20 protein-coding genes are annotated in these 15,875 nt (G+C 58.7%); 9 read left to right on the top strand and 11 right to left on the bottom strand.

Annotated elements, in window-relative coordinates; genetic code table 11:
• Nucleotides 1–84: 84 nt before the first annotated feature.
• The gene (locus GSQ93_RS33525; RefSeq protein ID WP_089160034.1) at nt 85–525 is read right to left on the bottom strand and encodes a CBS domain-containing protein; all 441 of its coding nucleotides are present in this window, start codon (nt 523–525) and stop codon (nt 85–87) included.
• A 384-nt stretch (nt 526–909) separates the two neighbouring features.
• Between GSQ93_RS33525 and GSQ93_RS33520 the strand changes: the two genes are divergently transcribed.
• Complete coding sequence (locus GSQ93_RS33520; RefSeq protein WP_158940223.1) at nt 910–1,872, top strand: chemotaxis protein; 963 nt, start codon at nt 910–912, stop codon at nt 1,870–1,872.
• A 154-nt stretch (nt 1,873–2,026) separates the two neighbouring features.
• On the opposite strand, the gene GSQ93_RS33515 is transcribed toward GSQ93_RS33520, so the two are convergent.
• The 3 genes from GSQ93_RS33515 to GSQ93_RS33505 all read right to left on the bottom strand — a co-directional run bounded on the left by GSQ93_RS33515 (nt 2,027) and on the right by GSQ93_RS33505 (nt 3,544).
• Nucleotides 2,027–2,293, bottom strand: a complete 267-nt coding sequence (locus GSQ93_RS33515) for a hypothetical protein (RefSeq protein WP_158940222.1) — start codon at nt 2,291–2,293, stop codon at nt 2,027–2,029.
• Between the two features lie 303 nt (nt 2,294–2,596).
• Nucleotides 2,597–3,034 (bottom strand): response regulator, encoded by a 438-nt coding sequence (locus GSQ93_RS33510; protein WP_158940221.1) that lies wholly within the window; start codon nt 3,032–3,034, stop codon nt 2,597–2,599.
• A 177-nt stretch (nt 3,035–3,211) separates the two neighbouring features.
• Nucleotides 3,212–3,544, bottom strand: coding sequence for a hypothetical protein (locus GSQ93_RS33505; RefSeq protein WP_158940220.1), 333 nt, complete (start codon nt 3,542–3,544; stop codon nt 3,212–3,214).
• A gap of 227 nt (nt 3,545–3,771) precedes the next feature.
• Here GSQ93_RS33505 and GSQ93_RS33500 point away from each other — a divergent pair, with 227 nt between their 5' ends.
• Complete coding sequence (locus tag GSQ93_RS33500; protein WP_158940219.1) at nt 3,772–4,815, top strand: transporter; 1,044 nt, start codon at nt 3,772–3,774, stop codon at nt 4,813–4,815.
• 54 nt (nt 4,816–4,869) lie between these two features.
• Here GSQ93_RS33500 and GSQ93_RS33495 read toward each other — a convergent pair whose 3' ends face one another.
• A complete protein-coding gene (locus GSQ93_RS33495; RefSeq protein WP_158940218.1) occupies nt 4,870–5,337 on the bottom strand; it encodes a nuclear transport factor 2 family protein in 468 nt (155 codons plus the stop codon).
• Between the two features lie 145 nt (nt 5,338–5,482).
• Here GSQ93_RS33495 and GSQ93_RS33490 point away from each other — a divergent pair, with 145 nt between their 5' ends.
• Complete coding sequence (locus GSQ93_RS33490; RefSeq protein WP_158940217.1) at nt 5,483–6,067, top strand: TetR/AcrR family transcriptional regulator; 585 nt, start codon at nt 5,483–5,485, stop codon at nt 6,065–6,067.
• A 150-nt stretch (nt 6,068–6,217) separates the two neighbouring features.
• Here the strand turns inward: GSQ93_RS33490 and GSQ93_RS33485 are convergent, their stop codons facing one another.
• Nucleotides 6,218–6,742: an RcnB family protein gene (locus GSQ93_RS33485; RefSeq protein ID WP_254074202.1), complete on the bottom strand. Its 525-nt coding sequence runs from the start codon at nt 6,740–6,742 to the stop codon at nt 6,218–6,220.
• Nucleotides 6,743–7,089: 347 nt separating this feature from the next.
• Here GSQ93_RS33485 and GSQ93_RS33480 point away from each other — a divergent pair, with 347 nt between their 5' ends.
• Both GSQ93_RS33480 and GSQ93_RS33475 read left to right on the top strand, forming a co-directional pair.
• Complete coding sequence (locus tag GSQ93_RS33480) at nt 7,090–7,566, top strand: DUF3331 domain-containing protein (RefSeq protein WP_158940216.1); 477 nt, start codon at nt 7,090–7,092, stop codon at nt 7,564–7,566.
• A 497-nt stretch (nt 7,567–8,063) separates the two neighbouring features.
• Nucleotides 8,064–8,267 carry a hypothetical protein gene (locus tag GSQ93_RS33475; protein WP_158940215.1) on the top strand — a complete coding sequence of 68 codons (204 nt, stop codon included), beginning with the start codon at nt 8,064–8,066 and terminating at the stop codon, nt 8,265–8,267.
• A gap of 98 nt (nt 8,268–8,365) precedes the next feature.
• On the opposite strand, the gene GSQ93_RS33470 is transcribed toward GSQ93_RS33475, so the two are convergent.
• Genes GSQ93_RS33470 through GSQ93_RS33460 form a run of 3 tightly spaced genes read right to left on the bottom strand, consistent with a single transcriptional unit; the run spans nt 8,366 to nt 10,581 of the window.
• Entirely contained in the window at nt 8,366–8,884 is a 519-nt protein-coding gene (locus GSQ93_RS33470) for a cupin domain-containing protein (protein ID WP_158940214.1), read from the bottom strand.
• Nucleotides 8,885–8,896: 12 nt separating this feature from the next.
• Nucleotides 8,897–9,658 (bottom strand): ABC transporter permease, encoded by a 762-nt coding sequence (locus GSQ93_RS33465; protein WP_158940213.1) that lies wholly within the window; start codon nt 9,656–9,658, stop codon nt 8,897–8,899.
• The gene (locus GSQ93_RS33460; RefSeq protein WP_158940373.1) at nt 9,655–10,581 is read right to left on the bottom strand and encodes an ABC transporter ATP-binding protein; all 927 of its coding nucleotides are present in this window, start codon (nt 10,579–10,581) and stop codon (nt 9,655–9,657) included. The genes GSQ93_RS33465 and GSQ93_RS33460 overlap by 4 nt, the downstream gene beginning before the upstream one ends.
• A 157-nt stretch (nt 10,582–10,738) precedes the next feature.
• On the opposite strand from GSQ93_RS33460, the gene GSQ93_RS33455 reads away from it, so the two are divergent.
• From GSQ93_RS33455 to GSQ93_RS33445, 3 genes are all read left to right on the top strand, one after another.
• Entirely contained in the window at nt 10,739–11,161 is a 423-nt protein-coding gene (locus GSQ93_RS33455; RefSeq protein WP_158940212.1) for a DUF1810 domain-containing protein, read from the top strand.
• A 244-nt stretch (nt 11,162–11,405) separates the two neighbouring features.
• Complete coding sequence (locus GSQ93_RS33450) at nt 11,406–12,374, top strand: bile acid:sodium symporter family protein (RefSeq protein WP_158940211.1); 969 nt, start codon at nt 11,406–11,408, stop codon at nt 12,372–12,374.
• An 80-nt stretch (nt 12,375–12,454) separates the two neighbouring features.
• On the top strand, nt 12,455–12,721 hold the full coding sequence (locus GSQ93_RS33445; RefSeq protein WP_158940210.1) for a cupin domain-containing protein: 267 nt from the start codon (nt 12,455–12,457) through the stop codon (nt 12,719–12,721).
• An 84-nt stretch (nt 12,722–12,805) separates the two neighbouring features.
• Here the strand turns inward: GSQ93_RS33445 and oxlT are convergent, their stop codons facing one another.
• Complete coding sequence (gene oxlT, locus GSQ93_RS33440; RefSeq protein WP_158940209.1) at nt 12,806–14,110, bottom strand: oxalate/formate MFS antiporter; 1,305 nt, start codon at nt 14,108–14,110, stop codon at nt 12,806–12,808.
• Between the two features lie 354 nt (nt 14,111–14,464).
• Nucleotides 14,465–15,358 (bottom strand): transcriptional activator NhaR, encoded by an 894-nt coding sequence (nhaR, locus tag GSQ93_RS33435; RefSeq protein ID WP_158940208.1) that lies wholly within the window; start codon nt 15,356–15,358, stop codon nt 14,465–14,467.
• A gap of 141 nt (nt 15,359–15,499) precedes the next feature.
• Here nhaR and GSQ93_RS33430 point away from each other — a divergent pair, with 141 nt between their 5' ends.
• Nucleotides 15,500–15,820 (top strand): zf-TFIIB domain-containing protein, encoded by a 321-nt coding sequence (locus GSQ93_RS33430; RefSeq protein ID WP_158940207.1) that lies wholly within the window; start codon nt 15,500–15,502, stop codon nt 15,818–15,820.
• The last annotated feature ends 55 nt before the right edge of the window (nt 15,821–15,875 follow it).

Below are 15,875 nucleotides of genomic sequence, written 5' to 3'. Positions count from 1 at the left end.
AAATGATGAAATGCACATGCAGCGGCAACACCAATAAAACACAGCGCGGCGTCTTCACGCCGCGCTGCATCCCTCCCGGGCGAGCTACATGTGCTCGCCTCGTATATATCCCTCGAGCTGGTGAATCGTGAGTTGCTGCTCGGAGATAATATTCGCCACCAGATCGCCGATAGAAATCATGCCCACCAATTTTTCGCCATCGATTACCGGCAAGTGCCGCATGCGGCGCTCGGTCATCAACGCCATGCAGTCGTCTGTGGTCTGGTCGGGACGCACGAAGCGCACTTGCGAGGTCATGATCTCGCGCACGGGCGTCTGTCGCGAGACACGATCCATCAGCACCACTTTTCGCGCGTAATCGCGCTCGGTCATGATGCCGACGATCGCTTCGCCATGGGTCACGATCAACGCGCCAATGTGCTTCTCCGCCATCATCGCGATGGCCTCGTAGACCGATGCCGTGTCGGCGATCGTGAAGATGGTGTGATCGGGTTTCGAATTAAGAACTTGTGCGACTGTTGCCATCGAACGCCTCCGTTAAACCGCGCGACGCCCGCCGAATGGCGGGCCGTTCCACAGGGATGGGGTCGCTGGCGCCCGGAGCGCGGCACGTTGGCTGACACTCCCCAGCCCGCCGCGTTGAACCATTCGCCTTGCATCCAGCGCCTTACATTCATATTACCCAGCCCATTCAAAAAGTATAGGCCAGACACCTGCTGCGTGAACGCTGGAAAACACTGCTTTTCAAGCGTCCGAGGGTCTATCCCGATGCTGCCGCGCTCGCGACCCGACCGGCATGAAATAGTCCCGTCACAATGCGCCGAAAAGTGCTTCAGTTTCCCCGCGCCGCGCCGCTAATCAGGAACCGGCTATTTAGAAGCCCGGCATAAATCGATCAGGAGAACCACCTTGAGCAGTTCACAACACGACATCGAACAGCGGGTTCGGCTCGCCGGCAACAACATGTTCGAACTGCTCCTGTTTCGCCTGGGCGAAGCGCCGGACTCCGAACAGCGCGAGCTATACGGCATCAACGTGTTCAAGGTGCGCGAAATCCTCGCGATGCCACCGATCACCGTGGTCGCGGGGGCAAACCCCGAGATTCTTGGCGTCGCCGACATCCGCGGCCAGATCATCCCCGTCATCGACCTGGCGCAGGTCACGGGATGCAAGCCGAAGAACGGTCTCAAGATCCTGCTGGTCACCGAATTCGCGCGCACGACGCAAGGTTTTGCCGTCGAGGAAGTCGACGACATCGTGCGTCTGGAGTGGAATCAGGTTTTGTCTGCGGAATCGCATTCGAGCGGGCGGACCGTGACCAGCTTCGCGCGCCTGGATGGCAACGTGGACGGCTCGCGGCTTGCGCAGGTACTCGATGTCGAACAGATTCTGCGAGACGTGCTGCCGTCGACGGAAGTGGAAATCAATGAATCGAGCACCGGCCGAATAGTCCTGAAACCGGGTACCAAGGTCCTCGCCGCTGACGACTCCGGCGTCGCGCGAAGCCTGATCGAACAAAGCCTGACCGCGATGGGCGTGCAGTTCATCATGACCAAGAGCGGCCAGGAAGCGTGGAACGTGCTGGAAGACTTGCAGAGCAAGGCGGAAAAACACGGCGGCTGTGCCGCGGATGAAATCGCGCTCGTCCTGACCGACCTCGAAATGCCGGAAATGGACGGATTCACGCTGACACGCCGTATCAAGGCAAACGCCGGCATGCAGGCCATTCCGGTCGTGATCCACTCATCGTTATCTGGCTCGGCAAACGAGGAGCATGTGCGCAAAGTGGGCGCGAACGCCTATGTAGCCAAGTTTGCCGCGGGAGAACTGGCGACGGTGATGCGCGATGCGCTCAAGATGACAGGCACCTGAAGCGGTCGTTGTTCACGCACAAACACAAACGCCCGCTGAACTTTCGTTTAGCGGGCGTTTGTGCGTTTCTGTATTACCTAGCCATCAAGCTTGGCGCGATCACGGCGGCACGCTTGGTGCCGGCCGTGCGCGTAGGAGCCCGAGAGCTACTGTATTACTGACCGAAGAAAACGGATTGCGCTTTGTTCGTCCGGTCGCTGCTCGAACCCGATTGCGACACCGTGTTGCGTGCGCCACCGTAGGCGTTCGCTTCAGCATTGTTTTGCGCAGCGATGGTTTGCGTGTTCAGGCCTTGTTGCGAAACCGGAGCGCCGACCGACGGGCGATACGAAGGTGCCGGACCGTAGCCGCTGGCAAATGCCGGAACAGCGATAGAAGCAGTAGCGGCGATGAGTAGCGATGCGAGAAGATTCTTTTTCATGGTGAGCTCCGATATACGTTGGCTTTCGACTGGTTCAGAAGGCGTCGCAGCGGTCAAACTTTGTTTCGGTGGCTGCTTCGTCAATGAAATGCAGTGTATACCCCTACTATCAGTTTTTTATCCCCATAAACTTCAATACACTTTTCGCAATATGCCAATAATGGATTGGGGGTTGGATCGGAGAAAACCGGCGCGAGCAAGCTAGGACAAGGCTCGCCCGGGAGCGGCGGTAAGAAGATTTTGGGGGCGGACCGATAAAACTAGGACGGTTTCAATCGGAGGCTCATATGCCCCGCCAAACGCTCAGTGAACTTGAACCAGCCGGCTGATCAGGTCGACCAGCACACCGGGCGCGTTACCCTTCTGGCAATAGCCGTCGAACCCTGCGTGGAGGCCCTTCGAGCGCACGTAATCCTCGCCGAGCGCCGTAAATGCAATGATCCCGGCGTTTCGAGTGGGAGAAATCCTGCGTAGGACCCGCGCAGTCGCAAAACCATCGTGTTCCGGCATGCTGATGTCGAGGACCACGACATGCGGTACCCAGCCGTCAATAGCCTGCAGCGCGTCAACGCCGCTCAGCACGTAACGCGCGTCGCAACCGTCCGCGCTCAGCGCCGCAGCAAGGCCTTCGGCGCTTGCGGCGTTATCGTCGACAACCAGAATGCGCCAACGTTCGGCGTCCGCGTCGACATTCCGATCGGTCCATAACACGCAGCTTGGGGTAGAAGAGACTGAAACCATGACCGCTCAGATTTATGCATTGCAGCAAACGCAGCATTTTCCGCGCCATCCTGCTCATTTGTTGCGAACGGTTTGTGTCGAGGCGATGAAAAAACCGCCAGATCACTTGTCCGATAAAGCCAGACGCGCTTAAAACTGGCGCCGCGCCCGGTTGACAGGGCGACGGCCAACCCGGCTTCAGGATTTCGTTTTGGCCTTTTTGTTGGAAGATTCGTCCGTTGAGCGTAGTTTTGCGTTCGCCAATACCAACAGATTGGCATCGACCTGACGCACTGCATGTTCGAGCCCGTCGAGCGCCTCGCGCAAACCGCGTTTTTGAGTCTTGTTCAACGGCTGCGGTCCCGATTCCTCCACCAACTTCGCTTCTTTTTCCAGCCGTTTGAGCAATTTGGCTCCCAGACGACTGTCGATGGCTTGCTCGCCCAGCAATTCGACGATGCTCGTTGCGAGCCGCGCCAGTCCGTCTGCCGTGGTTTGCGTAGGTTCGTCCTGCTCGACGCGATCTTCCATTTGTGTTTCCCCGATGAAGCGAAAAGGGTCGGGCTGCGCCCGACGGCCTTCTTGCACCGCGCGAGTTTACCCACAGGGCGTGACAGCCATAAGTACTTTCCGTGTCACGCGGCATTTGCCCAACAATAACGCAAATCCAGGCGAACGTTGCTTGATTCGACTTGCGCGGCAGGGACAATCGAAATCCAAATTACCTTTCAATTGCCCTGGCCGATGACCCACGCACAATGACTGAACTACGTACCGCCGCCCTACCCTACGCCTCCGATTTCTCCGGCATCGTGTGCGGCTTTCGTTTCACCCCGGACGCGGCCGGCGTGCCCATCGATTCCGCCGGTACGCTGGAGTGGCTGGCGCAATGCAGCGCCGAGCCCGCTTTGAGCGACTCTCCAGGCGACTTCATCTGGCTGCACTTCGACCTCGCGAACAGCGCAAGCGAGCGCTGGATACGCACGCATCTCGACCTGCCGGACGCCTTCTTCGAGAACCTGCGCGACGGCTCGCATTCCACGCGGATTGAACATCAGGAGGGCGCGCTGCTCGCCGTCATCAACGACGTGATGTTCAACTTCGACGTAACACCATCCGAAATTGCAACGTTATGGGTCTACACGCACGAAAAACTGCTCATCACCGCGCGGCTGAAACCACTGCGATCCATCGATACGCTGCGCGAATCGGTGCGCAACGGCGAGGTCTTCCGGTCGACGGCCGAACTGCTCATTCATCTGTTGCGCGACCAGGCCGATCTGCTGGTACAAATCGTCCGGCGGACGAGCATTGATATCGACCAGATAGAAGACCGGTTTCTTTCGATGCGGTCCCCCGCCACACGCTCGGAACTCGGTGCATCGCGACGCGTGCTGGTCAGGTTGCAGCGTTTGCTCGCGCCCGAACCGGGATCTGTTTTCCGGCTGCTCGCACGGCCGCCGCGCTGGCTGCACACGCTCGATCTGCAGGATCTGCGCGATGCCACCGAAGAATTTTCGCTCGTGCTGGGCGATCTGGCGGGGCTGGTGGAACGCATCAGGCTGTTGCAGGAAGAGATCGCCGCACGCACGGACGAGCAAAGCAACCGCACGCTTTTCACGCTGACGCTGGTTACCGTACTGGCGCTGCCAATCAATATAGTCGCGGGAATTTTCGGCATGAATGTTGGCGGCGTGCCGCTGGCCGACAACAAACACGGGTTCTGGCTGATGGTGGCGATCGTTGCTACCTTCACCGTGCTCGCGGGATGGTGGGCGTTTTACCGTCGGCGAGGCCGGTAAAACGCTGGCGGTCAACCGATGCGATGATCGAAGAGACTGCCGGTCAAACTTCAATCAAAAGCCCAGGTCGCTCAAGCCGGGATGATCGTCGGGACGACGTCCGAGCGGCCAATGATATTTACGCTCGGACTCCTTGATCGGCAAGTCGTTGATGCACGCGTGCCGATGCGTCATCAAGCCAGCTTCGTTGAACTCCCAGTTTTCATTGCCGTAGCTGCGAAACCAGTTTTTGGAATCATCGTGCCACTCGTAAGCAAAGCGCACCGCAATCCGTGATCCGGTAAACGCCCACAACTCCTTGATCAGCCGGTAGTCCAGTTCACGTGCCCATTTGCGCGCCAGGAACGCCTCCACTTCAGCGCGTCCCGACACAAACTCTGCGCGGTTGCGCCAGCGTGTGTCTTCGCTATAAGCAAGGGCAACCCGCTTCGGGTCGCGGGAATTCCAGCCGTCTTCCGCGAGACGGACCTTTTGCCGGGCGGTGTCGGCATCGAATGGCGGCAGCGGAGGTTTGCTTTCCATGACGTTTCCTTTGATCGTGGAGCGTTAATTGGCGGGTGATGTATCGTCGATTGTGTTGTCGACCGGTAAGATGATCAGCAGCAGACAGGTCTGTCTACCTCCTCACTCTAGCGCAGGGAGACAGACCTGTCTACAATGATCCGCTATGAACAATCATTCATCAAACCCTGCTCTTGCGGCAGACCTCTCGCCAGCCGAGCGCATTCTTGTCACGGCCCACGCGCTGTTCTATCGGGATGGCATTCGAGCGACCGGAATCGACCGTGTGATCGCGGAATCGGGTGTCGCGAAGAAGACGTTTTATCGCTACTATCCGGCGAAAAACGATCTGATCGTTGCGTTCCTGGAGTATAGGCACCGCAACTGGATGACCTGGTTCGAAGATGCGGTGAAGCGTCATGGCGCAGACGCGAATGCGCTGGTGCCGGCGCTGGCAGAATGGTTCGAGAGCGATGTGTATCGCGGCTGCGCTTTCATTAACGCGGTGGTGGAAGTGGGCGGAACCTTACCCGAGGCGGTCGAGATTTCACGGCGTCACAAGCTGGATATGGCCACGGTCATCAGGACGCTGCTGCCGGCATCGTCGAGGACCGCGAAGGCCGATGCGCGGGCATTGGCGATGGCGGTGGATGGCGCCATAGTGGGCGCGCAGTTTGAAGAATCGCCCGACGTGGCATTGAAGTCGCTGGCGCGCGTGGTGAAAGCGATGACCGATACCGCAAAGCTGTAACGCGGCCTGTAACGCGGCGGCGGCGTTGAAGAGACCACGCCGTCCACATAAAACAAGGCCGGTCCAGACTCACGTCTGGACCGGCCTTGTCGATTTAGCTCGCGGCTATGTGGACCACGTTCGCTACGGCAATGGTCCGCGGTTAAAGGCTTAGTGCCCGTTGCTCAGCACGATCTGCGCGATCACGCCGGTTGCAATCGCGGCAAGCACGTAATCGCCGTTCACACCCACCCAGCGATACCCGCGCGGAGGCTGACGCAATCCGTACCCGCGATAGTCGTCGACCACGTACTGGCGATCACGATAGTCGCTCGGCAAGCGGTCGCCGCGGTGCCAATCACGTGGACCTTCGCTGCGCGGACCACCGGGACCGTTGCGTCCCGGGCCATTGTCCGCATGCATTGGCATGGGCGGACGGCCATTGTTGTGATCCTGAGCCCCTGGACCGCCTTGCGGGCCGTGAGGTTGGTTCTGAGCCTGACGTTGGTCCTGACGTTGGTCCTGACGTTGGTCCTGATAACCGCCGCCGTTGTGGCCTTGCATGGCGGGGCCGCCCGGACGCTGTTGTTGTCCACCTTGCTCACCCGGGCCGCCAGGACCATTTTGGGCAAACGCCGTGGCCGTCAGGCCCAAACTTGCAAACAGCACCGCAGCAGCAATATGACTTTTCTTCACGAACACCTCGTTCAAACGTTGTAAGTATGTAGCTAGTATGACCTACGCAAGTCGCATTCCACGGCATGCGCCGAAACTTGACACCTTACGCATTGCATACAAATTGTCGGGATTGGCACTGCCTGGTTCGCGAAACACTCGCTGACCGGCGCCACTATCGATCCCATTAAAACGTTCAATGAAGCGAACACCTTGTTCGCGCGGCGTCGCACTATCGGGCAAAGCCTTATTGCATAAAGCGTCGTTGTGATTATTCGCGCTAACAAGACAGTGTATTCACCTTAATGGTATTTATCCGAGCAGGCTGATTGCGTAAGTTCGACCATGAACCATGCCAGGAACGAACCATGACAGCGTTAGCGAGAAGCGCGGACCCGTGGCTGCAAACGGTCCGCTCATTGACAGCGACCCACAACCGCGCGGCAGAACCTGCCCCGCAGCAAAGGGCCGTGCACCCGTTTTTAGAGCGGCTTACGCGAGCGTGGGAGCGTGATCATCCGCGCGTCCCGTCGCCATCGCCGCAATCGCCGCGGCCGTTTCCTGAGGCGGTGGTGCGCGTGATCGAGCGGCCAAGCAGCGCGACGGCGATCGTATATTGGTCCGACGCGGCAACCTGCCACTATGGCTACCAGGGGTGGCGCGTGACCACGGCCACGGCTGACGGCGCCTGCGCACTGACCGGCGCAGCCATTCATCGAGGCGACTCGGTGTATCGGCCGTCACAGCGCGACCCGAAACCACAGAACGCATCGGCGATGATTCTTGCGGCTTCCATGCCACAGGACGAGACCAGTGACGCCGATTTGCAGGACCAGCACGCCTGAACGCGTCGCCGGATGCGTTTAAATGGCCTGAAAGCACGACTGCATCATGCGGTCGTGCTTTCCGTCATGTGGAACATTCGCATCCAGCATGCCCATTCTGAGAAACAGCTTTAACTGTTTCCGGCGATGGTAATGCACACGCGGATAAGTGCAGTGCCGAGCGATTCCCACCGTTGCCCCGACACCTCTGCTGACCTCTCGAGCGCGTTCGAACCGCCCGCGCAAACGCTTGCGACAAAGGCAAGTTTCACGCCCAAAGTCGCGCTGGATGCTGATAATGCCGGCATCGTTTCATAAGCCAGAAGTACGAATCTCATATCGCAACGCCATTAAACTGTAAAGCCGCGCTTTCATTGCAGGGTGCGCAACACGGCCAGAGGCGAATGGTCCGCCGCCGTTACAGTCGTGCACCGAAAAGCGTCAAGCGTCGTAAATCTGTCATGGCAGTTCCGTAGCATCGCAGTCTCCCGCCGCTCCATCACTGCAAGGAGTTCATCGTGAAGAGTTATCAAGCGCAGCGCGTCGAAGTCATAGACCCTATTCGTTCAGGTGACACAGCTTACGAATCGCCGGTACGCCGCGAATCGCAAGAAGCGCGTGCACAAGCGGATCAGGACGTCTATGGCGATTCACTCGACATACCGCTGAATCACGGCGGCATGATGGACGCCGTCCGCGACGCAGTCAGGGCCAACCTATAATAGAAGCATGAAAAAGCGGCGCCTCAGAAATGAGCGCGCCGCTTTTTTTTTCGTTCTGCTTTTACGTTGTACGCGTTGTGCCGTGGACCGGCACGCGCTCAGCGCTTCGCTTTTACCGCCGGACCCAACCTCGCAATCACGGCCTCGTGCTGCGGATACGCTTTTGTTAAAGCGGCTACTTCAGCGAGTTCGAACTCGCTGAACTCGAAACCGGGCGCCACCGTGCAGCCCACCAACGCAAACGCCGCCGGATCACACAACTCTGCCGCAAACCACTGCCCTGCTGGTACGACCGCCTGGAAGACGGCGTCGTGATGCGTCAGCGCGTTGCCCAGGCGATGCGTGAGCAACTGCCCGGCGGTATCGATCACATGAACATCGATTGGCTCTCCTGCATAGAAGTGCCACACCTCGTCCGAGCGGATTCGATGCCACGCCGAATGTGCGCCATCGCAAAGCATGTAGTAAATCGCCGTCGATGCGGAGCGCGTTTCGCTCGGTACCGCATCGCGCGTCGACTCGCGTACTACCCGGTCCGCACCACGAAATGTCTCGCGAAAATAGCCGCCTTCAGGGTGCGGCTGGAGCCCGAATCGTTCGATCAGCACGTCACGCATCAGCCACGCTCCCTATGATTTCAGCCGGTAACCCGTCTTGAAGATCCACGCGACCACGCCGATAAACACCGCGAGGAAGACCAGCGTCATAACGAGGCTGATCTCGACGCTGACATCGGCGGTGCCGTAGAAACTCCAGCGAAACCCGCTGATCAGATAGACCACCGGGTTGAACAGCGCGACGGCTTTCCAGAATGGCGGCAGGATGTCGATGGAATAAAAACTCCCGCCCAGGAAGGTCAGCGGCGTAATGATCAGCAGCGGAATCACCTGCAGCTTCTCGAACCCGTCCGCCCAGATGCCAATGATGAATCCAAGCAGGCTGAACGTCACTGCTGTCAGCAGCAGGAACACGATCATCCAGAACGGGTGATCGACGTGCAACGGCACGAACAACCGCGCGGTTGCAAGAATGATGAGGCCAAGGATGATCGACTTGGTGGCGGCCGCGCCAACATAGCTCAGCACGATCTCCATATACGAGATCGGCGCTGACAGCAGTTCGTAGATAGTCCCCGTAAATCTGGGGAAATAGATGCCGAATGACGCGTTGGACACGCTCTGCGTGAGCAGCGACAACATGACAAGCCCTGGCACGATGAACGCACCGTAACTCACGCCGTTCACTTCGGGAATGCGTGAACCGATCGCCGCGCCGAACACGACGAAATAGAGCGACGTGGAAATCACCGGCGAGATGATGCTGCCCATGATGGTGCGCCAGGTGCGCGCCATTTCGAATACATAGATTGCGCGGACTGCATGAATATTCATTTTTTCTCTCCGACCAGGCTCACGAAAATATCTTCCAGCGAGCTTTGCGTCGTGTGCAGGTCCTTGAATTTGACGCCGTTATCGGCGAGGTCTTTCAGCAGCGTAATGATGCGGCCCGGCTCATCCTGCGCGTCGTAGGTGTAGGTCAGCTCACTCCCGTCGGCGGACAGATGGAGCCGGTAAGCACTCAGGCCGGCGGGAACGTGCTCGATCTCGTCTTCCAGTTGCAGCGCGAGTTTCTTCTGGCCGAGTTTGCGCATCAGTTCGGCTTTTTCCTCGACCAGGATGATCTCGCCGCCGTTGATCACACCAATCCGGTCGGCCATTTCCTCGGCTTCATCGATGTAGTGCGTCGTCAGGATGATCGTCACGCCGCTCGCTTTCAGGCCGCGCACGAGATTCCACATATCGCGGCGCAGTTCGACGTCAACGCCTGCGGTCGGTTCGTCCAGGAACAGGATTTCCGGTTCGTGCGAGAGCGCCTTGGCAATCAGCACGCGCCGTTTCATGCCGCCGGACAGCGTGACCAGCTTGTTGTCCTTCTTGTCCCAAAGCGACAGCGACTTCAGCACCTTTTCTATGTGCGCCGGATTCGGCGGCTTGCCGAACAGGCCGCGGCTGAATGAAACGGTCGCCCAGACGGACTCGAAGGCGTCGGTAGTCAGCTCCTGCGGTACGAGGCCGATCATCGCGCGGGAGGCGCGGTAGTCGGAGATAATGCCGTGACCGTTGACCCGGATCGTGCCTTCCGTGGCATTCACAATGCCGCACACAATGCTGATCAGGGTGGTTTTACCGGCGCCGTTCGGCCCCAGCAATGCGAAGATTTCGCCACGGCGGATATTCAGCGTGACGTTTTTCAGCGCCTTGAAGCCGGACGCATAGCTCTTCGACAGGTTCGAAATTTCGATGATGTTTTGCATGGCCGTGAAGATATCAGAAAGCGGAATATCGTTCGCAAATGGCCGGGATTGGATACGGGACCGCGTGGTCGGATGACCACGAAAAAACGCCGGGAACGTGGTTTGCGGCACGGTCCGCGGCAATATTCGGGAACATCGGCCAAGAACGGAGGCGCGCATGACCGATCCTTTTGACTTGCAGCGTTTTATCGATGCCCAGGATCCGCTGTTCCAGACGGTGACCGCCGAGCTCGAGGCCGGCAAGAAACGCACACACTGGATGTGGTTCGTGTTTCCGCAGATCCAGGGACTGGGCCATAGCGAAATGGCGCGCCGCTACGCGATTTCATCGGTGGACGAGGCGCGGGCCTACCTCGCTCATCCCGTGCTTGGCGAGCGCCTGCTGATCCTCACGCAAATCGTGAACGCGCTCGACGGGCGCTCGGTGGAGCAAATTTTCGGTTACCCCGACGACCTGAAATTCCATTCATCGATGACCCTCTTCGCCCACGCCGCCAGCAACAAGGCGCCGTTCGAACTGGCACTGAATACCTATTTCGGCGGCGAGCCGGACGCAGCAACAGTAGCGCGCCTGAAGTAGACGAGAAATTCTCTCGGGCAGGTCTCTTCCGACGAAACGTTACAATTCGCCTCGACGCACATTCGCCGCCTGCCGGTCCCACAAGGATCCGTGACGGCTTGCGTCACTGGCCGCATTTATCGATAGTACGGTCAGCCAAGCTTGGAACACCCTTCGCTTTATCGTTATTTGCCCGGCACCGTGTGCCCTCTGCACCCGGACGCTCTGGGCGAGGCCCCTATCAATCAGCCAGAATTGTCTCTCCATGCTTTCGCGCGTTACCCGCTTGTTCCCTCTTTGGGCCGTTCTCATTTCGGTCGTCGCATACTTCTCGCCGACAACGTTCACAGGCATTGCGCCGCACGTTACCCTGCTACTCACCATCATCATGTTCGCGATGGGCGTGACGCTTTCGTTCGCCGACTTCCGGCGCGTTTTCACCCGGCCGGCACCGGTTATCGCGGGGATCGGTTTGCATTATCTGGTCATGCCGCTCGCAGCCTGGGCAATAGCCAAATTGCTGCGCATGCCGCCCGACCTGACCGCGGGCATGGTGCTGGTCGGCAGCGTTGCCAGCGGCACGGCATCGAACGTGATGATCTATCTCGCGCGCGGCGACGTGGCGCTGTCCGTCACCATCAGTGCGCTGTCCACGCTGGTCGGCGTGTTCGCTACGCCGCTGCTCACGCGCCTTTACGTGGACGCGTCGATTGCCGTCGATGTCCACGGCATGCTCATGAGCATTCTCCAGATCGTCGCGCTGCCTATCGTGGCCGGGCTGATTATCAACCAGTTGTTCAACAAGACCGTGCGCGCGATCGAACCCGCGTTGCCCATCATTTCGATGATCGCGATCCTGCTGATTATCTCGGCCGTGGTGGCGGGAACGCAGAAAAGTATTGCGTCGGTCGGCTTGCTGGTCATGCTGGGCGTGATCCTGCATAACGGTATCGGCTTGCTTGGCGGATATTGGGGCGGCCGCCTGCTTGGTTTCGATGAAGCCGTGTGCCGCACGCTGGCAATCGAAGTCGGCATGCAGAATTCAGGACTCGCTGCCACGCTGGGCAAGCTGTATTTCACGCCAATCGCAGCGCTCCCGGGTGCGCTGTTTTCGGTGTGGCACAACTTGTCGGGATCATTGCTGGCAGGGTACTGGGCCGGACGTCCCGCCAAGGGCTCGACGCGTGATCTTGAAGCGATGCAGTTGGCGGAAGGTTCGCGGCTGGAGAGCTGACGCAAAGCATCCTCGTCTGCGCCGTCTCGTTTCAACTTATATTAGTAGGTGAACAAACACCGGCTAGAAAGGGAACGATCATGGAACGCGACGATTTCATCGAAATGCTCGCGCGCGAGGGTTTTCAGACCACCGTGCTAGTGGAGCGCGAAGCCGGCGCGTCTCTCGACGACCACGCGCATGCGTTCGAAGCCAAGGCGCTGATTCTCGAAGGTGAGCTGACGCTACGCGTCGAGGATAAAGACACGCGCTACCTGTCAGGCGACGTCTTCCATTTGAGGGCAAACGAAACGCATAGCGAGCGTTACGGTCCCGAAGGCGTCTGCTATCTGGTGGGCAGAAAATAGGAAAGTGGCCGGAATAACACCGGCCATTCCTTCAATGGAAACGAGCGAAGCCGGAGAACACATCGGCTTCGCCCCGCAGCAGGGTCACTCCTTCAGGGCCGAACCAAACGGCATGTTGGCGACCGCCGATGCATGCTTCTCCTTGTGCGCCTGCCGCATTGGCTTGAGCACAAAGAGCGCCAGCAGCGCCGACGCCGCAGCCATTCCCGAAGCCAGCATGAAGACCGCATGCCAACTGCCGGTCGCGGCCGTAATCACGCTGCTGAACGGCACGAGCAAGGCCGCCGTCCCCTTCGCCGTGTAGAGCAGGCCCGCATTGGTGGCTGCAAACTTTGGCCCGAATGTATCGCCGCAAGTCGCGGGGAAGAGGCTGTAGATCTCACCCCAAGCGAAGAAGACAATACCCGTCAGCACAACGAATGCTACCGGACTCTGCCCGTATTTCGACAGCAGCAAGATGCCGACCGCCTCAATCGCGAACGCCATGAACATGGTGTTCTCGCGGCCGATGCGGTCCGAGATCCAGCCGAAGAAAGGCCGGGTCAGGCCATTGAGAACACGGTCAATCGTCAATGCGAATGTGAGCGCGGGCAACGTCAGACCAAGCAACGAGACGGGCGAGTCATGCAGGCCGAAGTCCTTCGCGATAGGCCCAAGCTGCGCGGTCGCCATCAAGCCGCCGGCTGCCATCATGACGAACATCAGGTACATCACCCAGAAGATCGGTGAGCTTACGACCTGCCTTGGCGTCGCGTTATAAACGGCGCTCTTCAAGGCGCTTTTAACCGATGCCAGCAGGCTTGCGGGCGGCGCATACAGCGCCATCCCGAGCAGGAACACCACCAGCCCCTGGCCGAGGCCGAACCACAGGAAGGTGGCTTCGTAGCCGCTGCTCTTGATCATGTGCGCGATCGGCACGACGGTTGCGGCCGATCCCGCACCGAAGCCGGCGGCGGTGATCCCGGCCGCCAGACCCCGGCGAGTGGGGAACCACTTCAGCGCATTGCCGACGCACGTGCCATACACGGCGCCCGCGCCGACGCCGCCCACGGCCGCCGCAAAATACAGCAACGGCAACGACGAAGCCACCGAGTTAAGCGCCCAGGCGATCGCACAAAGCAGCCCACCAGCAACGACGACCGGACGCGGGCCGTACTTGTCGACGAGATAACCTTCGATAGGAACCAGCCAGGTTTCCGTGACCACGAAGATCGTGAACGCGACTTGAATCGCTGCTCGACCCCAGTGATGCTTTTCATCGATTGGATTCACAAACAAGGTCCAGCCGTACTGCATATTCGCGATCATGGCCATGCAGATCACGCCAAACACGAGCTGCATCCATGGCGACGCTAGCCGCGACGTACTTTCCTGGCGATTCGTTTCCATCACTGTCTCCTTGGCATTTGCTGCCTTGTATTCGGGACGCCGAATGGACGTCTCCGTCATCGCCCGACCTTGGTTTTGATGGCGATGGAATACACAATATGTAATATATCAAGTAAGTACAATGAAAGAATTGACAGGGTTTTTACCAGATCGGGTTAATACCGAAAGAAATATGAAAGTATTTCTCCGATTGTTTCGTGCGATAAAAAAAGGCCCGCAGGCATGCCTGGCGGGCCGAGACATGATGCGTGACATGGCTGTCCGCAACACGTGTGACAGTTATAGTAGAAAGTTAAATGTAATGTAAGTGTTTTTATTCACGAATTGAAGAAAGCCACGCGACTCGGGCGTCATCTAAACATTGAACAGCTCACTGCGCGCCGTACTCATGATCGACGATATAGCGGGATGGCTGATCCGACGTTCAATGGAGATGGCGAAGAACTCCTCAACAATCGTGTCGATGTGTCCAACCGCAATCAAACCGTGTTCTCGTTTGAGTTGTGCCGCCAGGACCGTCGGTGCAAACAGCACGCCCCTCCCCTCGCGGCCAAAGGCGAGCGTCAGTGCGCTGTCGTCGAACTCTCCTACAACGCGCGGCGAGATCGTGCGTGACTTCAGCCAGTGATCGAGTTTTCTTCGGACTGCTGAGTCTGTGCCGGGCAGCAGTACCGGCATGTCGCTCAGCGACGCAGGAAAAGCTTTTGCGGCGCGTGCCGCCAAGGCTTTGGAGGCGAAGCAACTGAGCGTCGAGCGGCCAAGCGAATGATTGAACGCCTTGACATTCACATCGGGCGGAATGGGTGCATCGGCAATGATCAGGTCCAGCCTATGCACGGCTAATTGCGAAAGCAGCGCGTGCAGCTTGCCTTCATGACAGATCAGCCGCAGTGAGTCCGACAGGTTCAATGCCGGCTCAAGCAGCCGGTAGGCCACCGTCTTCGGAACCGAATCCGCCACGCCCACGCGCAGTTGCGCCCGCGCGGCTTCCTTCTCCTGCCTGACCGCGCTTTCCAGCTCGGCGCCAAGCGAGAAGATTTCATCGGCGTAGTCAAGTGCAAGCCGGCCCGCATCCGTCAGTTCAAGGTTGCGGCCGCTCTTTTTGAAAAGCTTTTTATTGAGCGCGTCTTCAAGCAGTTTGATCTGGCCACTCAGCGTTTGAGGCGTGATGTGCAACTGCGTGCCGGCACGCGCAATGCCGCCCGCGTGCGCCGCAGCCCAGAAATAATACAAATGCTTGAAGTTCATTCATGCCTCCGTGGCGACGCTCAAGGTGTTCGGATACATCGGTTTTCTCGAGGTATTAACGCCTAAAATACGAATTTTACAATAAGCCTACATCCGCTACATTGAGGCTTCGCTAAGGTGTTTGACGAAGGAGACAAGGCAATGAAGTGTCCAGTGTGCAAGACGCCGGATCTGCTGATGGCGGACCGCCAGGGAATCGAGGTCGACTATTGCCCGACATGTCGCGGCGTGTGGCTGGAACGGGGTGAGCTCGACAAACTGATCGAGCGCGCCGCTGACGAATCTGTCAGCCAAGCGCAGGCGGCGGCAGCAAGTGCACCGGTCGCGCGCCGGCATGACGATGGCCGTCATTACAACGACCACGATCGCCGCCACGGTTACGGCGACGATGATTATCGCGACCGGCGGTATCCGTACAAAAAGAAGAAGTCGCTCCTCGGCGAGCTGTTCGACTTCGGCTGACGATTGTTGACGATTTTTTATGTCCGCGCAGCCGCTCAAACCTATTTCTTAATCG

Origin of the sequence: Burkholderia sp. S171 (assembly GCF_009766085.1) — a bacterium.
Taxonomy (GTDB): domain Bacteria; phylum Pseudomonadota; class Gammaproteobacteria; order Burkholderiales; family Burkholderiaceae; genus Caballeronia.
Note: the sequence above shows the minus strand (reverse complement) of the source record. Positions and strands in the feature narration are given on the sequence as shown.

Excerpts from the sequence above, each read along its gene's own strand:
- GSQ93_RS33525 (WP_089160034.1), bottom strand. The coding sequence starts at position 525 with ATGGCAACAGTCGCACAAGTTCTTAATTCGAAACCCGATCACACCATC.
- GSQ93_RS33515 (WP_158940222.1), bottom strand. The coding sequence starts at position 2,293 with ATGAAAAAGAATCTTCTCGCATCGCTACTCATCGCCGCTACTGCTTCT.
- GSQ93_RS33510 (WP_158940221.1), bottom strand. The coding sequence starts at position 3,034 with ATGGTTTCAGTCTCTTCTACCCCAAGCTGCGTGTTATGGACCGATCGG.
- GSQ93_RS33505 (WP_158940220.1), bottom strand. The coding sequence starts at position 3,544 with ATGGAAGATCGCGTCGAGCAGGACGAACCTACGCAAACCACGGCAGAC.
- GSQ93_RS33500 (WP_158940219.1), top strand. The coding sequence starts at position 3,772 with ATGACTGAACTACGTACCGCCGCCCTACCCTACGCCTCCGATTTCTCC.
- GSQ93_RS33495 (WP_158940218.1), bottom strand. The coding sequence starts at position 5,337 with ATGGAAAGCAAACCTCCGCTGCCGCCATTCGATGCCGACACCGCCCGG.
- GSQ93_RS33490 (WP_158940217.1), top strand. The coding sequence starts at position 5,483 with ATGAACAATCATTCATCAAACCCTGCTCTTGCGGCAGACCTCTCGCCA.
- GSQ93_RS33480 (WP_158940216.1), top strand. The coding sequence starts at position 7,090 with ATGACAGCGTTAGCGAGAAGCGCGGACCCGTGGCTGCAAACGGTCCGC.
- GSQ93_RS33470 (WP_158940214.1), bottom strand. The coding sequence starts at position 8,884 with ATGCGTGACGTGCTGATCGAACGATTCGGGCTCCAGCCGCACCCTGAA.
- GSQ93_RS33465 (WP_158940213.1), bottom strand. The coding sequence starts at position 9,658 with ATGAATATTCATGCAGTCCGCGCAATCTATGTATTCGAAATGGCGCGC.
- GSQ93_RS33460 (WP_158940373.1), bottom strand. The coding sequence starts at position 10,581 with ATGCAAAACATCATCGAAATTTCGAACCTGTCGAAGAGCTATGCGTCC.
- GSQ93_RS33455 (WP_158940212.1), top strand. The coding sequence starts at position 10,739 with ATGACCGATCCTTTTGACTTGCAGCGTTTTATCGATGCCCAGGATCCG.
- GSQ93_RS33450 (WP_158940211.1), top strand. The coding sequence starts at position 11,406 with ATGCTTTCGCGCGTTACCCGCTTGTTCCCTCTTTGGGCCGTTCTCATT.
- GSQ93_RS33445 (WP_158940210.1), top strand. The coding sequence starts at position 12,455 with ATGGAACGCGACGATTTCATCGAAATGCTCGCGCGCGAGGGTTTTCAG.
- oxlT (WP_158940209.1), bottom strand. The coding sequence starts at position 14,110 with ATGGAAACGAATCGCCAGGAAAGTACGTCGCGGCTAGCGTCGCCATGG.
- nhaR (WP_158940208.1), bottom strand. The coding sequence starts at position 15,358 with ATGAACTTCAAGCATTTGTATTATTTCTGGGCTGCGGCGCACGCGGGC.
- GSQ93_RS33430 (WP_158940207.1), top strand. The coding sequence starts at position 15,500 with ATGAAGTGTCCAGTGTGCAAGACGCCGGATCTGCTGATGGCGGACCGC.